15 protein-coding genes, 1 tRNA gene and 1 pseudogene are annotated in these 14803 nt (G+C 46.0%); 5 read left to right on the top strand and 12 right to left on the bottom strand.

Annotated elements, in window-relative coordinates; all coding sequences use genetic code 11:
• Positions 1 to 89: 89 nt before the first annotated feature.
• Positions 90 to 173 (bottom strand) — tRNA-Leu (locus NST58_RS11580).
• Positions 174 to 355: 182 nt separating this feature from the next.
• On the opposite strand from NST58_RS11580, the gene NST58_RS11575 reads away from it, so the two are divergent.
• Positions 356 to 802, top strand: a complete 447-nt coding sequence (locus NST58_RS11575; protein WP_051491615.1) for a hypothetical protein — start codon at positions 356 to 358, stop codon at positions 800 to 802.
• 96 nt (positions 803 to 898) lie between these two features.
• On the opposite strand, the gene NST58_RS11570 is transcribed toward NST58_RS11575, so the two are convergent.
• The 3 genes from NST58_RS11570 to NST58_RS11560 form a co-directional block, all read right to left on the bottom strand.
• On the bottom strand, positions 899 to 1117 hold the full coding sequence (locus NST58_RS11570) for a hypothetical protein (RefSeq protein WP_076186635.1): 219 nt from the start codon (positions 1115 to 1117) through the stop codon (positions 899 to 901).
• 115 nt (positions 1118 to 1232) lie between these two features.
• Complete coding sequence (locus tag NST58_RS11565; protein WP_036689410.1) at positions 1233 to 1550, bottom strand: hypothetical protein; 318 nt, start codon at positions 1548 to 1550, stop codon at positions 1233 to 1235.
• A gap of 101 nt (positions 1551 to 1651) precedes the next feature.
• Positions 1652 to 2224: a xanthine phosphoribosyltransferase gene (locus NST58_RS11560; RefSeq protein WP_038569895.1), complete on the bottom strand. Its 573-nt coding sequence runs from the start codon at positions 2222 to 2224 to the stop codon at positions 1652 to 1654.
• A 196-nt stretch (positions 2225 to 2420) separates the two neighbouring features.
• Here NST58_RS11560 and NST58_RS11555 point away from each other — a divergent pair, with 196 nt between their 5' ends.
• Positions 2421 to 3542: a hypothetical protein gene (locus NST58_RS11555; protein WP_076220631.1), complete on the top strand. Its 1122-nt coding sequence runs from the start codon at positions 2421 to 2423 to the stop codon at positions 3540 to 3542.
• On the opposite strand, the gene NST58_RS11550 is transcribed toward NST58_RS11555, so the two are convergent.
• Genes NST58_RS11550 through NST58_RS11535 form a run of 4 tightly spaced genes read right to left on the bottom strand, consistent with a single transcriptional unit; the run spans position 3529 to position 9252 of the window.
• Positions 3529 to 4965: a hypothetical protein gene (locus NST58_RS11550; protein WP_339247831.1), complete on the bottom strand. Its 1437-nt coding sequence runs from the start codon at positions 4963 to 4965 to the stop codon at positions 3529 to 3531. The genes NST58_RS11555 and NST58_RS11550 overlap by 14 nt on opposite strands.
• On the bottom strand, positions 4962 to 6767 hold the full coding sequence (locus NST58_RS11545; protein WP_339247828.1) for an AAA family ATPase: 1806 nt from the start codon (positions 6765 to 6767) through the stop codon (positions 4962 to 4964). Before NST58_RS11545 ends, NST58_RS11550 begins: the two co-directional genes overlap by 4 nt.
• On the bottom strand, positions 6757 to 8109 hold the full coding sequence (locus NST58_RS11540; RefSeq protein WP_076191394.1) for a DNA repair exonuclease: 1353 nt from the start codon (positions 8107 to 8109) through the stop codon (positions 6757 to 6759). The genes NST58_RS11545 and NST58_RS11540 overlap by 11 nt, the downstream gene beginning before the upstream one ends.
• A 6-nt stretch (positions 8110 to 8115) precedes the next feature.
• Positions 8116 to 9252: a glycosyltransferase family 4 protein gene (locus tag NST58_RS11535; protein WP_076191391.1), complete on the bottom strand. Its 1137-nt coding sequence runs from the start codon at positions 9250 to 9252 to the stop codon at positions 8116 to 8118.
• Between the two features lie 157 nt (positions 9253 to 9409).
• Between NST58_RS11535 and NST58_RS11530 the strand changes: the two genes are divergently transcribed.
• Together NST58_RS11530 and NST58_RS11525 are read left to right on the top strand one after the other, a co-directional pair.
• A complete protein-coding gene (locus NST58_RS11530; RefSeq protein ID WP_339247824.1) occupies positions 9410 to 10810 on the top strand; it encodes an RsmB/NOP family class I SAM-dependent RNA methyltransferase in 1401 nt (466 codons plus the stop codon).
• A gap of 112 nt (positions 10811 to 10922) precedes the next feature.
• On the top strand, positions 10923 to 11018 hold the full coding sequence (locus NST58_RS11525; protein WP_081383126.1) for a sporulation protein YjcZ: 96 nt from the start codon (positions 10923 to 10925) through the stop codon (positions 11016 to 11018).
• A 71-nt stretch (positions 11019 to 11089) separates the two neighbouring features.
• Here the strand turns inward: NST58_RS11525 and NST58_RS11520 are convergent.
• The 3 genes and pseudogenes from NST58_RS11520 to NST58_RS11510 form a co-directional block, all read right to left on the bottom strand.
• Positions 11090 to 11456: pseudogene (locus NST58_RS11520) on the bottom strand (methyltransferase domain-containing protein).
• A gap of 15 nt (positions 11457 to 11471) precedes the next feature.
• The gene (locus tag NST58_RS11515) at positions 11472 to 12113 is read right to left on the bottom strand and encodes a histidine phosphatase family protein (protein WP_339247821.1); all 642 of its coding nucleotides are present in this window, start codon (positions 12111 to 12113) and stop codon (positions 11472 to 11474) included.
• Between the two features lie 27 nt (positions 12114 to 12140).
• Entirely contained in the window at positions 12141 to 13079 is a 939-nt protein-coding gene (locus NST58_RS11510) for a 2-dehydropantoate 2-reductase N-terminal domain-containing protein (RefSeq protein WP_076218086.1), read from the bottom strand.
• 98 nt (positions 13080 to 13177) lie between these two features.
• Here NST58_RS11510 and NST58_RS11505 point away from each other — a divergent pair, with 98 nt between their 5' ends.
• The gene (locus tag NST58_RS11505; RefSeq protein ID WP_339247818.1) at positions 13178 to 13813 is read left to right on the top strand and encodes a TetR/AcrR family transcriptional regulator; all 636 of its coding nucleotides are present in this window, start codon (positions 13178 to 13180) and stop codon (positions 13811 to 13813) included.
• Here the strand turns inward: NST58_RS11505 and NST58_RS11500 are convergent.
• On the bottom strand, positions 13804 to 14802 hold the full coding sequence (locus NST58_RS11500; protein ID WP_248549246.1) for an ATP-binding cassette domain-containing protein: 999 nt from the start codon (positions 14800 to 14802) through the stop codon (positions 13804 to 13806). The two genes, NST58_RS11505 and NST58_RS11500, sit on opposite strands and share 10 nt — an antisense overlap.
• Between the last annotated feature and the right edge of the window lies 1 nt (position 14803).

Below are 14803 nucleotides of genomic sequence, written 5' to 3'. Positions count from 1 at the left end.
CCTCCCTCTTTCGCACTACCGTCTGCTGAAAAACATAAAAAAAGGATTATAAACCTGCTACTAGAGCAGTTCTATAATCCTTTTAGCTATGCGGTCAAGAGGACTCGAACCTCCACGATATTGCTACCACTGGCACCTGAAGCCAGCGCGTCTGCCAATTCCGCCATGACCGCGTATTATAATGACTCGCTTATTGCGGTCACAAGATAGATCATACCACGCTGAGAATTCAACGTCAATATATTTTCGTCGTTTTCTTATCATTCATTAATTTATGGATAATTATTGCTTTTGTTGCCGAATATAAGGTATAATGAGAACAAAAGTTCGCATAATATAAATGAGGTGATTTATAATGGCGACTACAAAGCTAAACACATCCATTATTGATGAAGAAGTAACTAAAGAAGAACTGTCCCTGGTCAGAAGCTATTTGCTGCTAACGTTTATTCATAAAGTTTTCGAACGTGACTGCCGTGTAATCAGTAGAAGCGGCCTGTTTAAGACCCCTCAGCTATATATGGAGCTCGTATCTGGTGCCACTAAGAAGACGTCACTAATGCTTCAAGAGGTTACGCGCGAGCTGAGCTCCCATGATTTGAAGATTACTACCGTTCGCCAAGATCAGCGAGGAGTCGAAGCCTTATATTCCTGCAGAGGATTTCAAGGAGAGATGAATATATTATGGCCAGGCTTCCGTAGAGAAATGATGCTGCGCATGCGCGCGTATCTTGGACTGTCCACAGAACTCTCCATACTCTCCAGAGAAGAGAATGCGTCTGAACTAGCTCTAACTATATAATCCCAAATGATATTACAGAAACAGCTCCCGCCCAGTAGGGCGAGGAGCTGTTTTGTATTATGAAGATGATTACTGCGAAAATTATTACTGTGAAGATTATATATTATCCGGATCTTGTCTTGGTTCACTAAATGGCTGGAATATATAATTGCGATCCAGCTTCACTACTCGTCTATTCTGACGACGTATCATCACCTGAGAATCATCCCAAGCAAGAACTATCCCTTTTACATCGTTACTTTCCAAGCCATCACGCACTACACGAATTTTCTCACCGGAAATCCGGTAGGCATCCAATTGCTCATCGCTAATCATCATTAATCCCTCCTGTCATAGCTTGTCCTATTTAGTCTCAGAAAAAAGACCCAAATGATAAATCATCTGGGTCTCATGTAGGCAATTAACGACTTGCATGTCTACTAAAGCATTCTTATATCAGCGCTTCATTCTTCTCAAACCAGAAGTCAAGAACTTTAGCGGACATCACACGTTGCTCCAGATACTCCACTTGGTTAGTTGTGAATTTCTCCCTCCACGGGAAGGATAACTCTTCGCACAAACCTTTGATTGTCAGAAGCTCTGACCAGGCTACATAGCGTTTGTACCAAAAAAACTGAGGATGTTCAATCATATAGGGATACAGATCGTCGAATTCCGTGTGTTTGCAATCCAGCGCACGCTCGAAATGATCCTTGGCCTCGGTTAATTTATCAATAAAAAATTGTTCAGTCACCGGTTCTTTCCCCATTGTGACGCCTCCTCCCTATGTCTAATTTTTATTATAAAGGAAAATCCATAGGGTGAAAAGCAGTTGTTTAAAAAATAGGCCTGTTCTTATTACCAATTAGGCTATTCCCCAAATTCGATGGTGCCTCCATTTAGAGAGGTAATTCTTACGAGTGACTCCAGACGAATGCCTTGCTCTCTGATCGTCCGAGCCCCTGCCTGAAAGCTTTTTTCTACTACAACACCAAGACCAACTAGCTCAGCGCCAGAACGTTGAATGATCTTAATCAATCCACGCGCTGCATCACCATTGGCAATAATATCATCAATAAAGAGGATTTTATCCTCTGGAGAGATGAACTGGCGAGACAGCATAATATCTGTAACAATACCTTTTGTAAAAGACGGAACTCTTTCGCAAAGCGCATCCGGATCAGCTAACAGTGTTTTTTTGCGGCGTGCAAAAACTAGCGGCACCTTTAATTCATACGCGGTGGCAAATGCCACGGCAATGCCCGAGGATTCTACGGTCACAATACGTGTAATTCCTGAGTCCGCAAACCTCCCGGCAAACTCCCGTCCCATTTCCATCGTAAGCTGTGGATCAACCTGATGATTTAGCAGTGCATCCAGCTTCAGCACCTCATCCGAAACGACGACACCTTCTTCCAAAATCCGCTGTTTCAACACTTCCATGACTTTGAACCTCCAATACCCTTTATAATCGCAGACATTCCGTACAAATTAATCACTGATCATAAAGCAATTACGACGGAAGTCATGTCCTACTGATCCTCATCATAACCTGTACTATACAGAGTACACAAGGTTATCCTGCATAGCACTCATTATGATTTTTCTTTAGCTTCGTAAAACTATTAGGAGGGGAGCCATGAAATCACATGTCCGAACATTACAGATCGCTTTCACTTATATTGGCACCATTGTAGGAGCCGGATTCGCCACCGGGCAGGAAATATTAAAATTCTTCACACGTTACGGGCACTGGGCAGTCCTGACCATCCTGCTCTCAACTATATTGTTCATATGGCTGGGTACAAAAATGATGGTCATTGCTCGGCGAATAGAAGCGGAATCCTATGAGGACTTTAACCGTCACCTCTTCGGGGAACAGGTCGGAAGCACCATCAGTTTGTTCACGATGGTCGTCCTGATCGGAGTGAACAGTATTATGCTTGCAGGGGCCGGCGCTATTTTTCAGGAGCATCTCGGACTTCATTATCAGACTGGACTAATTATCACATTGCTTGGTTCATACTTTCTGCTAAAACGAGGAATTTCCGGTATTCTGCAAATGAACAGTATTGTAGTTCCTTTAATGCTTACTCTGTCACTTATCATTATTTTTAATACTTTTCAAATTCCGGGAGCTGGACGGTTCCTGTTCCTTGATAACGATCGCTCTCTCTTTGGGGCATGGATGTCACCGCTGCTCTACACCGCCTTTAATTTAGGGATGGCACAAGCTGTTTTAGTCCCTATGGCTCGTCACACAGAGGAAGAAAAATCCCTTGTATGGGGCGGTATTATTGGGGGTACCGGGATTGGTTTTATGTTGATTGCCGCACATTTCGCAATGAGCTCACAGATGCCAGGGATTCTCAAGTTTGAAATTCCGATGGGCAGCATCGCCGTCCGGTTGGGTACTGTAGTGCAAACTATATATCTGCTGCTGATCTTTTTGGAGATCTTCAGCACTTTTGTCGCCGATATTTATGGAGTAGCTGTACAGCTTAAGCAACGGCTTCCCCTATCAACCGCATTGATTACACCACTACTGATGTTGATCTGCTATTTACTGAGCCAGTTCGGCTTTAGTTCACTGCTCTCCGTGTTCTACCCAATCTTCGGAGGTTTATCACTGGTCTGGGCTGTCAAACTGCTACGAACACCATGGTCCTCTCCACCAGGTAGTAATACTTCATCGAACTCAAAGGAGAAGGGGAACAGTATCGTATCCGTAAAACCAATCACCCGAACTACACGGAAATAACCGCTGCTGTAGGAATCATACGTGCTGCCGCTTCCGCCACATGCTTGTGACAGGTCATCATCACAATCTGGCGGGAGATCGACAGTTCTCCCAGAAGTCCAAGTGCAGCATGAAGACGAGACTCATCAAAGTTAACGAAGAGATCATCGAATAACAGCGGCAGCGATATTTGCCGTGACATGGTCTCTGCCAATGCCAGCCGGATGGCAAGATACAGCTGTTCTGCCGTCCCTCGGCTGAGCAGTCCGCTGTCTAGTAATCTCCCATTCTTGTGTTCAGCTTTCAGCTCTTTATGCCCTAGTGTCATAACAACCCTTTTATATTCCCCTTCTGTCAGCTTGGAGAAATAATCTGAGGCAAGCAGTAATACCTGTGGCTGCTTCTCCTGCTCATACACACGGCGAGTTCGCCCGATTAGTTCGGCAGTTATCGCTGCCACTGCGTATTTATCAGCCACGATCCGCAAGGCTGCTCTCTGCTCTTCCAGTTGCTGAATAACAGAATCCTCCACGCAGCGCTCCTTCAAATACTCCCTTTCCTGAAGCAGCTTACCTCGTTGCTCCAGCAGGCTGTTCCAACCCTCTTCCTGCCGTTCCATTAACTCTTCAGCCAATGACCGCTCCAGCTGCAATGCTTCCGCATCATGATGATTTAATAATTCCAGCAGAGCAGTAACCCGTTCTTCCTCCCAACCACCGAACATAGCAAGCTCCCACTGGCGAATCGATTTATTCAGATCACTGCGCCGCTGCACAGCTGCTGACCTGCGTAAGAAATCCTCTCCACCAGTCGCCCCGCCTTCCTGTATCAGAAGCTCACGCTGTTCTCTCAGCTCACCTAATATCCTGTGGCTCTCCTTGAGTTCTTCATCCACATCCTGCAATCTTGACTGCATAGTTTCCCGGCGAATCAAGTCCTTTTTCAGATCATCCCATGCTCTTTTTCGCAGTTCCAGCCAGCTTAGTAAGGTTAATGCAGATACTCGTTTCCCCTCTTGCGGATCTATTTCAAAGCCAGCTGCCGCTACACCAGACTCGTCGCCAAGATCAGCACCCGACTCATAAATAAGAGCGAGCAGCTCCTCCTCAAACACGTTACATTCTGCTTCCAGCTCCTTCAATCGTAAGGAGAGTTTATTCTCTTGGCGCAGCAGCTCATTCCCTTGTTCAACCATAGCAAAAATATCCGGCAGCCCTTCAGGAGATAATCCTTCAGGCAACCTGCGTTGGCGAAGCCATTCTTCATATTGCTCAGCAGTTTCCGTGAATGCCGCCTCCGCCCGGTGCATTTCTTCAGCGAGCAGCTTCTCTTGGCCTGCCAGCGTCTCCAGCTCCGTGCGGCAGGCATCACGCTCGGCGGCATAGCGTTCGATGCGCTGCCGCCAAGCTGACCAAGCCTCCATGAGCCTGCGAAGCTCCCTCATGTAGGCCTCCAGCCCGCCTGCGTCAGGGCTGGACCCCGGGGCGGCCGTCCGCCGCCCCGGCACAACGCTCTCCGGCTCCGCCCCGGAGAGCAGCTGCCCCGCAGCCGCAGCATCTCGGCTGCGGCTGCGCTGACGTCCCCGCCATGCTCTGGCGGGGACGCTTCCGGCCGGCGCGCTCCGCGCAAGCCGGCCCAAAGGGCCAGATCGGCCGCGCCCAGCAGGCCGATCGCAAGCACGGCGCTGGCCGGCGGAGCACCGGTCAGCCACAGCGCTGCGGGCAGCAGCACGGTTAGTGCTGCCCCAGCCCACAGCAGGCGCCGGTAGAGCGCGGCCATGCGCTTCGCGCCAAGGCCGTCACTTCCGGCGCCGCGCGCTGGCCCTTCGCTGAGCTGCGCTTCGCGCCAGCGTTCGGCCGCCTGCTGCAGCTCGTCCCACAGCTGCAGCACTTCACGGGCGCTGCGCGGAGCCAGCTGCGCAAAAGCTTCCGCGCCGGTAGCGTGCTCACGCGCCAGCGCCCGTTCTGCTGCTTGGAGCGACGCTGAGGCAGCGGCCAAACGGGATCGCAACGACTGCCGCGTTGCACCCTCCGCCTCCATGCGGCGGTCATAACTAGCGAACGCCGCCGCAAACTTCCGTGCAGCTTCACGATCCGCCGCTGTCCCAGAGAACGAAGTCAGCTCTGCAGGGCCCCAGCTCACATCAATGCCGCGCAGAATTCGCCGCAAATGCTCATTCAGCGCCGTTAATTCTCCCTCAAGCCGCTGTCTTTCCGTTCTACGGTTCTCGTAACTGCTCCGATGCCGGTCCAGCCGCTCTAAAACAGGCCCCTGCGCTGCTAATACTTCATCTGGAGGGTTCTTTGCCAGTTCAATAGTAAGCTCGCTTAGAAGACGTTCATAACGTACTACTGATCCCTGTGCATTCCGAATTTCTCCTTCAAACGCCTGAAAGCGAGTTGCTCCTTCTTCAGGAAAGGCTGAAATCAATGGCAATCCTTGCAGCTCTAGCTGAGCCTCGCTCCACTTTAACCACAGCTCACGGACTTCCTGTGCTTTTCGAAACATCACTAGCTGCTCTCCAGTGAGCTTGCGCTGTTGCTCCAATTCATCTAGCTCCGACTCCGTTACCCTCAATGCCACTATATTATCGTTATATCGCGGAAGATAAGAACGGCTCTCAACCATTTGTCGCTCAAGCTTTTCTATGGCTTGCACAACTTTTGCTGCTTCTTGCAGCTTGCCACGAGGTTTGTACAGCTTCTCAGCTTCCTGCACCAAACGGCGTTCCGCGCGCATGATTGCACCGCCACCGCCCATACCTGCATGAAAAAGAAAGCTGCTCATCTCCTCAGATTGAAGGGCAGCAAGCTCCTGCAGCTCGTCCAGTGAAACTGCGAACAATTGCTGGAACATACTCCTAGAGATCCCCCCAAGTAAATGTCGTTCCATTTCAGCTTGTCCCAGCTCTTGAGTCATTTCATTTGGATGATTTACTGTAATGTTCAGCTTTTCATTTCTTCCTGATCCCTCAGCACCTGAAGCAAAACGGCGAATGGTCCACAAACCATCATTACTGTCACGTATCTTCAAGGTTCCCCCATGCAATCCACCTTGCAAAGGTTCATACCTTTCCAAGGGATTTCCACGGCTTGGAATTCCAAACAGCATAGAGCGTATGAATTGCAGTGTCGTACTTTTTCCTGCTTCATTACGCCCATAAAGTACGGTCACTCCCTGCGTTAAATGAATCTCTCGATTGTGAAGACGCCCAAAGCCATTGATATGCAAATGTTCAATTCTCATCGTTTTGCCCTCCGGCTTGTTGATACGAAAGACTTTCCGCCGCTTCAACAGTATCATCCATCCCGCCAAGCATCGTGATTCCCTGCTCTGCTGCACCACGTAGCCAGCTCAATTTCTCTTCTTGACTAGTCATAGACAACAGCTTTCGCAGCTCCTGATTCTCCAATAGCGGTTTAAGCGCACTATTTAATAGTTCTTCGAGCGCTTCCGGGGAATGTTCCGTATGCTCTGCAATGCGCAGCATTTCTCCAAGAAAACTATCCTCTTCCAATAAGCGTTGGCGATCAATAGCTAAACCGGACTCTATAGCGAACCCTTCCGTCCAGACAAGCCCTTTGTAATCTTTACGCTCAGCCCTAATCGCCTCACGGCGCTGGAGTTCAGACAGCAAATCCTCTGCTGCCCCTTTTTCAGCCAATACTTTATGTACGTCCCCTCGCCCAATCAGACGAAATCTGACCACCGACATGAGCTCCGGGAGCTCCGCGCGGATGTCTTCAATAACCTGCTCCACTTTCTGTATCCATTCTGCTTCATTGCTTAATCCTTCTATAGATAAGTCTCTAACCTGCCAGCGGACGAAATCCAGTTCATGAAATTGCAGAGTGGATCTTCCAGCCTCATCTACATCCACAATATAACAACCTTTAGCTCCGGTTTCCTTAATGCTGCGCCCTTGTATATTGCCTGGATATACAATCACAGGCTTCTCATGCAGTACACTACGTTTATGAATATGTCCAAGCGCCCAATAATCAAACCCCCGTTCGATAAGGTCCCTGCGACTGCAAGGAGAATAGGTCTCATGCAGCAAATCACCGTCTACATTGCCATGCAGCATCGCAATATGAAACAGGCTGCTGCCAGGTTTACGAGAAAAGGTTACTGCTGTGTTGTTCGTCACTTTCGCCGTTGGGTAAGAGATTCCACTAACGATGGCAACTTCTTGGCCATCTATACGGCGGCAAGCTGTAGCGTGATCTGGCTTCTCTCCGCCAAATACGGTAACATGCTTTGGCATTTCCGTTGTCAGACGCAGTCCGTCAAGCGGATCGTGGTTGCCATGAATCAGGAACACGTGAATCCCGTGCTCACCGAGTTCTTTGAGCGCTTCCTGAAATCGCAGCTGTCCCTGTAATGATGCATCTGAAACATCATACACATCTCCACTAATGACAATAAAATCAACATTCTCTTGGATCGCAACGCGGACAAGCCGCCCGAGGGCGGCAAAGGTAGACTCACGTAAATAAGCACGAATGGCTGGCGAAATATGCGCCAGCCCGGCAAAACGGCTATCCAGATGTAAATCAGCAGTATGCAGAAAGCGAAATGGAATCATAGGTGCTCACCCTTTCGTTCCTGAAGGATACTGTAAATAGGTTTTTTTAAGTTCATTAGCAACTCGTGTCAACGAATATAGGCTTTTGGCTTTATCCCATGCGGAGCGCGAAAGCTCATAACGATAAGCCGGATCAGATATCACCTTCTCTAATGCATCAGCAAGAGCAATCTCATCGTCAGGACTGACCAATAAACCATTCACACCATCTTCAATCTGCTCCGGTATTCCGCCCACATTTGTCCCCACTAAAGCCAGGCAGCTAAGTGCCGCTTCCGCAAACACTGAACCGAACGCCTCCGCCCGAGAGGGCAATACGAAAATATCAAAGAATGGCATGAATTCTTCAGGGTGCAGCGTATATCCGTAAAAGATCGTTTCATTATAGATCCCTAAATGCTGGGCCATCTTTTCCAGATCCGCACGTGAAGGACCGTCGCCAATAATATGCAGTACATACTCATGGCCGCGATTTTTAAGCTCCGCGCAAGCGTTGAGTAATATATCTATTCCTTTAGCCGGAACCAGACGTGTCACGGTCACTAGCTGCGGAATAGCGTTATCATGCGGAACAGGCTTAAATCTTTTTTCATCAAAACCATTCGGTATAACACCTATATTAGAAGGATCAATAATATAAGGGGCCACATACTCTGCAAAAGATCGCGACACCGTCATTAATCGATCACTAACATGCTCAAGTTCACGATAAAGTGAGACTAGAAAACGATGCTCCAAGCCATCCTCGGAAATCGCTCCATTTAGAATCAATTCCCGCTCGTAACTGGAATGCAGGGTATGAATTAACGGAGTATCAGGGAACACTTTTTTCATCGCTAAGCCAGCAATCGGATGATGAGAATGAATAAGATCATAAGGCTTACTCATCCGCAGTTTTGTCCACCATAAATAATCACGATAGGTCTGAATATATTTTTGAACGATCGGACTTTCTCCATACTGCGTCCAATCAAACGTCTCGAATATTACTTCCTCATGCCCCTTATTGCGAATCCGCTTAGGCAGCCAAAACAAATCCATCTCCCAACGGCTTGAACGGAATCTTTCCTGAAGATAAGGGATCATAGATGATACACCACCGGGTTGCTCCGGCGGGAAGAAGAGCGCTTGCAGCAAATTCATATGGTACATCCCCTTTACAATTGCCCTGTGTACTGTAAGACTTGGCAATTATGATATAGTTGAATATATGTAGAATTTCAGGTACGATTACGTTCCCCATACCTTGATTTTATCGGTATAAACATGAAACAGCAACTAAGAAAAAGGAGAATGATCTATGAAGGAAGAACAGCTGCCTGCCTCTTACACCGCATCTATTAAAGAAATGCTGGGGCAAGAGGCAGATGCTTTTCTAGAAAGTTATTCAGCGCCACGAACTCAAGGACTGCGCTTTAATCCGCTAAAAAGCACCTCAGCCATAGGCCAAGTTGCGGTGGACCGTACAGTCTCACAATTTATTTTGAAGCCTATCCCATGGTGCCAGGGCGGGTTTTATTATGATGAGCCCGCTCGACCAGGCAGACATCCTTACCATGCCGCTGGACTATATTATATTCAGGAGCCTTCCGCAATGTCCGCAGCTGAACTGCTGGCACCTGAACCCGGTGAAACCGTCCTCGATCTTGCAGCAGCCCCTGGAGGTAAAACTACGCATATCGCTGGTTTAATGCAGGGACAAGGCCTCTTAATCTCTAATGAAATCCATCCGGAACGCGCAAAAATTCTAGCAGAGAACGTTGAACGTCTGGGCATTAAGAATACCCTCGTAACCTGTGCAACACCAGAACAGCTATCTGCGCGTTTCCCGCAAGCTTTTGACCGAATTATGCTGGATGCTCCTTGTTCTGGAGAAGGCATGTTCCGAAAAGATCCAAAAGCCATTCAAGAATGGTCTCCTGCTCATGTAGTTATGTGCGCAGCGAGACAATGGGATATCCTGCAAGACGCCTACATTATGCTTAAACCAGGGGGTACTTTAGCTTACTCTACCTGCACCTTTAACCGTCAAGAGAATGAAGAAACCATTGCTCGATTGACGGCTAGTTACCCCGATATGGAACTACTCACCTGCAAACGCCTTTGGCCGCATTTAGAAAAGGGCGAAGGTCACTTTGTTGCACTCCTGCGTAAGCAAATTGACACTGTATCCGTGAATGACGATGCCAACCGCAACGCCAAAAAACGCCGAAGCAAAAACAACCCAAAAACTAATTCTTCTATACGTGATGCCTACCAGCTTTTTCAAGACTGGGCTGCGGTAGAACTGCCTGGTCTTTCATGCCAAGGTGTACCCCTGCTCTTCGGCGAATCTCTTTATTTGCTGCCAGAGTCCTTTAATGGCAACCTCCATACCGGGCTGCTGGACGGACTGCGTATTCCACGAGCTGGACTACATATTGCCCATTTGAAGAAAAATCGGATTGAACCTGCTCATGCATTAGCTATGGCACTTCAGCCCCTACAAGCATCACGAAGCTTTGATCTCAGCAGTGAGGGCCCGGAAATACATGCTTGGCTCCGCGGTGAAAGCCTGCCTGTCCCCAGCGAATTACATGGATGGACACTTGTAACTTTAGATGGTTTGCCAATTAGTTGGGGCAAGGCGAGTTTAGGCCAGCTTAAAAATCATCTCCCTAAAGGATTACGTATCCTAAAAGCCCATATTGACGAGCAATAGGCCATAGACCAGTGCAACAGGCCCTCTTCGGCATATGATGTCATTATCTCAGAAAGCTGCGACACCAGTCACAGCAATTGAGAAGAAGACATAAGTTGAGGAGGAATAAATCATGGGTGAATTTCAAGGAGGAGCTTTCACTTCGACCGGAGCGATTTTGGTACTTTTCATCTTGCTGGTCATCATTTCCCGTTCGTTGTTTGTTTAAAACCTTCCCGGCTTAATTAGCTGGTGAAACGAAGCGGCTGTGTCGTCCTTTTTTGGGGCGGTGCGGCCGCTTTATTTCTTTCCGACATAACATCTCCATTTGTTATTCTCGTGAATATTTACCGTCTGAAAGCCCGATTTCCGTAATAACTGCTCCATCTCTTCGTTCTTAGTGAATTGCTTCATATGATAATTGATTTTATAGATCTCAGAAATAATAACAAATGTACCGCCTGCTATCAGCACCCTAAATGCTTCACTTATATCTTGTTCGAGGTCCGGCCAGAAATAATGCGTCTGAATCGCTGTGATCGTCCCAAAAAATCCATCGTTGAACGGTGATGCTGGTATGTGCCTGATTCATGATTTTGATCATGATATTTCCTACGAACCCTCTAGGATTCTTGGCTTGCTCAATCAGCGCATTCAATAAACCCATATTTGTACCTCCCAATCAATTGGCCTTACCAGCAGCCTGATCCCTTGATATATGTTCCGTTAGATTTTCTGCTGTAACTGCCCACTTATCTGCTTGATACTCTATTTTATGAATACTAGTATATGAAGTCGGGAAATGAGCATTCTTATTCGTCCACGTTAGCCCTTTTAAAATATGGTATATAACATTAATTACGCCACCATGAGTGACCATAATTACATTTTCATTTGGATCAGTACTCTCCAGTTCATTACATAGTTTTGAGAAACTTGAACTTATTCGCGTAAAAAATTCCTGAGGACTTTCTCCTCCTGGAAATCTTTCATCCATTCTTAAAGCCGAGAAATAAAGACCCGGGTATCGTTCATTTGCGATTTCATGGGGCATTCCAGCGATTACACCATTGTTCGTTTCTCTCCAATACTGGCTGCTTTCAACAGGCAAATTAAGCTCTCTGGCGATCTCATTTGCTGTATCTAACGCACGTTGCAAATCACTACAAAGAATACGGGTTATGTTAAAGTTAGATTGATTTTCCTTAAGATAATATCCAAGACGTTCGGCTTGTCTATATCCCTCTACTACAAGTCCACGTTGACTCCAACCCCCACGAAAGCCATCTTCATCTATTCCATGCCTTATAAAATATATAGCCATCGATTGTATACCTCCTGAACAAGATTGTTATACATTTGCATTAAACTTCGAAAACGCTTGTTTTTTAAGTTGATCCCAATTGGACGTTGCGATGTTTGCTTGTTGCTTCAAAATATCAAATGAATCAAACAAAGCTGCTATTTCGCTGAAAGAACCGTCCACTAATTTCATAAACGGTAATTTATGAATTATTGTCAGACCATAATATACAGCCTGCTTGTGCTTTCGAACAAAGTTAACTTGCCCTGCTGGAGTGACAGTATAACCTAATTGCTCCATGATTTGAAACCCCTCATCCATTACTGAAATGGCTTGTTTTAATAGCTTCTTATCTTTGGATACCTTTTTCAAATCCCCGTCATGCAGATAACTAAGGGAGTTCAAAGCCACTATAGGCACGATATGACTTTTGAGCCAAGCATCCATATCCTCATGATAAGTTAGCTTATACTTAACATTTTTAAACGCATCATCCAGTACAGGCTTTATTGGAATCTCACCGTCTAAACTGCCAAGTACCATTTGCCCTCCTGCGTGTATTTTGATAACGCGACCGCTCGTTTCCCGAATTCCTGCACTAAGCTGAAATCCGAAGAGTATATTTTTCCTCACATTGCTCATTTCCTGTAGATCCTTTTGCATGCCAGGAGCATCGCCATTGTTCCCCACAAGAATTATATTCTGACTCTGATTCTCAGCTAGAATAGGTAACACAGATGGAAAATCATTATATTTCATAACAACAAAAATAAGATCATAGAGATCATCGGATCGAAGCGTAGAGATGACCTTTACTGTATCCACAGTGTTTTTAATTTGAAAATAATGGCGAAGCACAAGTCCGTCTTTCGTCAATTGCTCTGCTCGCTTTCCTCTGGCAAGCATGGTGACATCATTTCCCCCACGCACTAGAACATGTGCAAGATAGCTGCCTAATACTCCCGCTCCAAAAACTAAAACTCTCATATTTAACTCCTCTATCCCTTTTTAGACATTTGTTGAATTTTGATCAACTGTTCGATAAAATCAGATTATCACATCTCCGGTAGGGTTCAATCGTTAGTTTGATCGATTTTGTTGATTTTTCAACAGAATACAATACATTGTTTAATAAAAAGGGAGTCTTACCATGGACAGAAGAATTAAAAAAAAACCAAACAGCCATCATGAATGCATTAATTCAACTGATGGCTGAAAAAGATTTTGAAAAAATAACGATCAACGAAATCGCAGAGCGCGCTGATGTAAACCGCGGAACGATTTATTCCCATTATGCGGATAAATACGATCTGATGGATAAATGTCTGGAGGCTCAGCTCCGGCAACTAATCGAAAGCTGCTCCGCAGTGGAGGATGAAACCGAACCTAATCCCTCGAAGGCGTCATTGCTCCGCACGCTGGAACAATTGGAGGAGAATGCTCTCTTTTATAAGACTTTATTAAGAAACAAAGCTTTACTCTCCTTTAGAAACCAATTACAAGAAATGATAAATGAGCAGATTAAGGTACAATTTTTAGAAAACAATTTTAACCTGGATGAGCTGAGTAAAGATATATCTGTGCAATTTTTGAGTTCGGCGACTGTCGGAGTAATTGAATGGTGGTTTACTCATAGTAATCCTTGCTCTGCAAAAGAGATCACTGAAAAGTTATGGTCCATGCTCGATCTAAATCTGCAGATGATCCGTTCTCAAGCTTGAATATGCTCTCCCGTATCCATCTCATAAATGGAGCTGATGATTTTTTCAATGGGAATCTCCTTAATAGATATATCAAGGATCTCTACCTTTTCGCTAAGAATATGCAGAAACTCGCCCATTTTACATTGCTCGGTATCGATCAGCAGCTCCACTTCGTAATCCGATATTCTTTCCGATATCAGAGTCCCAGGCAGATCAATATCTCCAATAGTTGTGGCGGCTGAAAGCCTAACTACTTTTTTGGCGCCCAGATGCAGTCGAAGTTCAGAAAACTTGTCGTCATATACTTTTTTCCCTTGATGAATTATAAGTACTCTTTGAACCAAACGCTCTACATCTTCCAAGTCATGTGTTGTCAGAATAAATGTGGTGCCTTCCTGATTCATTTGCTTAATGAATTCTCTGATTCTTTGTTTAGCTATCACATCCAGCCCGATCGTCGGCTCATCCAAAAAAACCACAGGTGGTGAATGAAGCATCGCCATAATAAACTCGCATTTCATTCGTTCTCCCAGGGAAAGGGTGCGTGTGGGTTTAGTGATAATATCGCCAATCTCAAACATGTTTACAAATCGGTCTAGTCTTGTACGAAAGTCGTTCGTAGGAATATCATAGATTTCCTTGTTCATATAAAAGCTATCCAAAGGGGGTATGTCCCATATTAACTGCGATTTCTGTCCGAACAATACCCCTATTTGTTTTACATATTGATTTTTCTGCTTATGAGGGTTGTACCCTAGAACATTTATTTCGCCCGAGGTAGGATAAAGGACGCCTGTCAGCATTTTAATAGTCGTAGATTTCCCCGCACCGTTTGGACCCAGAATGCCAATGATTTCTCCTTTTCCAACACTGAACGAAAGATCTTCTACAGAGGTAATGATCGATTTTTCACGGTGAAACAGACTTTTAAATACACTTTTTGCATCTTGTCCACGGTGATAGGTTTCATATTGCTTGGTTAAGTTCTTGACGGTAATAATGTCCAAG

The organism is Paenibacillus sp. FSL R10-2796 (assembly GCF_037965315.1).
In the GTDB taxonomy this organism is placed as follows: domain Bacteria; phylum Bacillota; class Bacilli; order Paenibacillales; family Paenibacillaceae; genus Paenibacillus_AQ; species Paenibacillus_AQ odorifer.
The sequence above is the reverse complement of the archived record's forward strand: the minus strand, read 5'-3'. Positions and strand labels throughout refer to the sequence as shown.

What these genes read in the sequence shown, in the direction of transcription:
- NST58_RS11575 (WP_051491615.1), top strand. Translation starts at nt 356, where the DNA reads ATGGCGACTACAAAGCTAAACACATCCATTATTGATGAAGAAGTAACT.
- NST58_RS11570 (WP_076186635.1), bottom strand. Translation starts at nt 1,117, where the DNA reads ATGATTAGCGATGAGCAATTGGATGCCTACCGGATTTCCGGTGAGAAA.
- NST58_RS11565 (WP_036689410.1), bottom strand. Translation starts at nt 1,550, where the DNA reads ATGGGGAAAGAACCGGTGACTGAACAATTTTTTATTGATAAATTAACC.
- NST58_RS11560 (WP_038569895.1), bottom strand. Translation starts at nt 2,224, where the DNA reads ATGGAAGTGTTGAAACAGCGGATTTTGGAAGAAGGTGTCGTCGTTTCG.
- NST58_RS11555 (WP_076220631.1), top strand. Translation starts at nt 2,421, where the DNA reads ATGAAATCACATGTCCGAACATTACAGATCGCTTTCACTTATATTGGC.
- NST58_RS11550 (WP_339247831.1), bottom strand. Translation starts at nt 4,965, where the DNA reads ATGAGGGAGCTTCGCAGGCTCATGGAGGCTTGGTCAGCTTGGCGGCAG.
- NST58_RS11545 (WP_339247828.1), bottom strand. Translation starts at nt 6,767, where the DNA reads ATGAGAATTGAACATTTGCATATCAATGGCTTTGGGCGTCTTCACAAT.
- NST58_RS11540 (WP_076191394.1), bottom strand. Translation starts at nt 8,109, where the DNA reads ATGATTCCATTTCGCTTTCTGCATACTGCTGATTTACATCTGGATAGC.
- NST58_RS11535 (WP_076191391.1), bottom strand. Translation starts at nt 9,252, where the DNA reads ATGAATTTGCTGCAAGCGCTCTTCTTCCCGCCGGAGCAACCCGGTGGT.
- NST58_RS11530 (WP_339247824.1), top strand. Translation starts at nt 9,410, where the DNA reads ATGAAGGAAGAACAGCTGCCTGCCTCTTACACCGCATCTATTAAAGAA.
- NST58_RS11525 (WP_081383126.1), top strand. Translation starts at nt 10,923, where the DNA reads ATGGGTGAATTTCAAGGAGGAGCTTTCACTTCGACCGGAGCGATTTTG.
- NST58_RS11515 (WP_339247821.1), bottom strand. Translation starts at nt 12,113, where the DNA reads ATGGCTATATATTTTATAAGGCATGGAATAGATGAAGATGGCTTTCGT.
- NST58_RS11510 (WP_076218086.1), bottom strand. Translation starts at nt 13,079, where the DNA reads ATGAGAGTTTTAGTTTTTGGAGCGGGAGTATTAGGCAGCTATCTTGCA.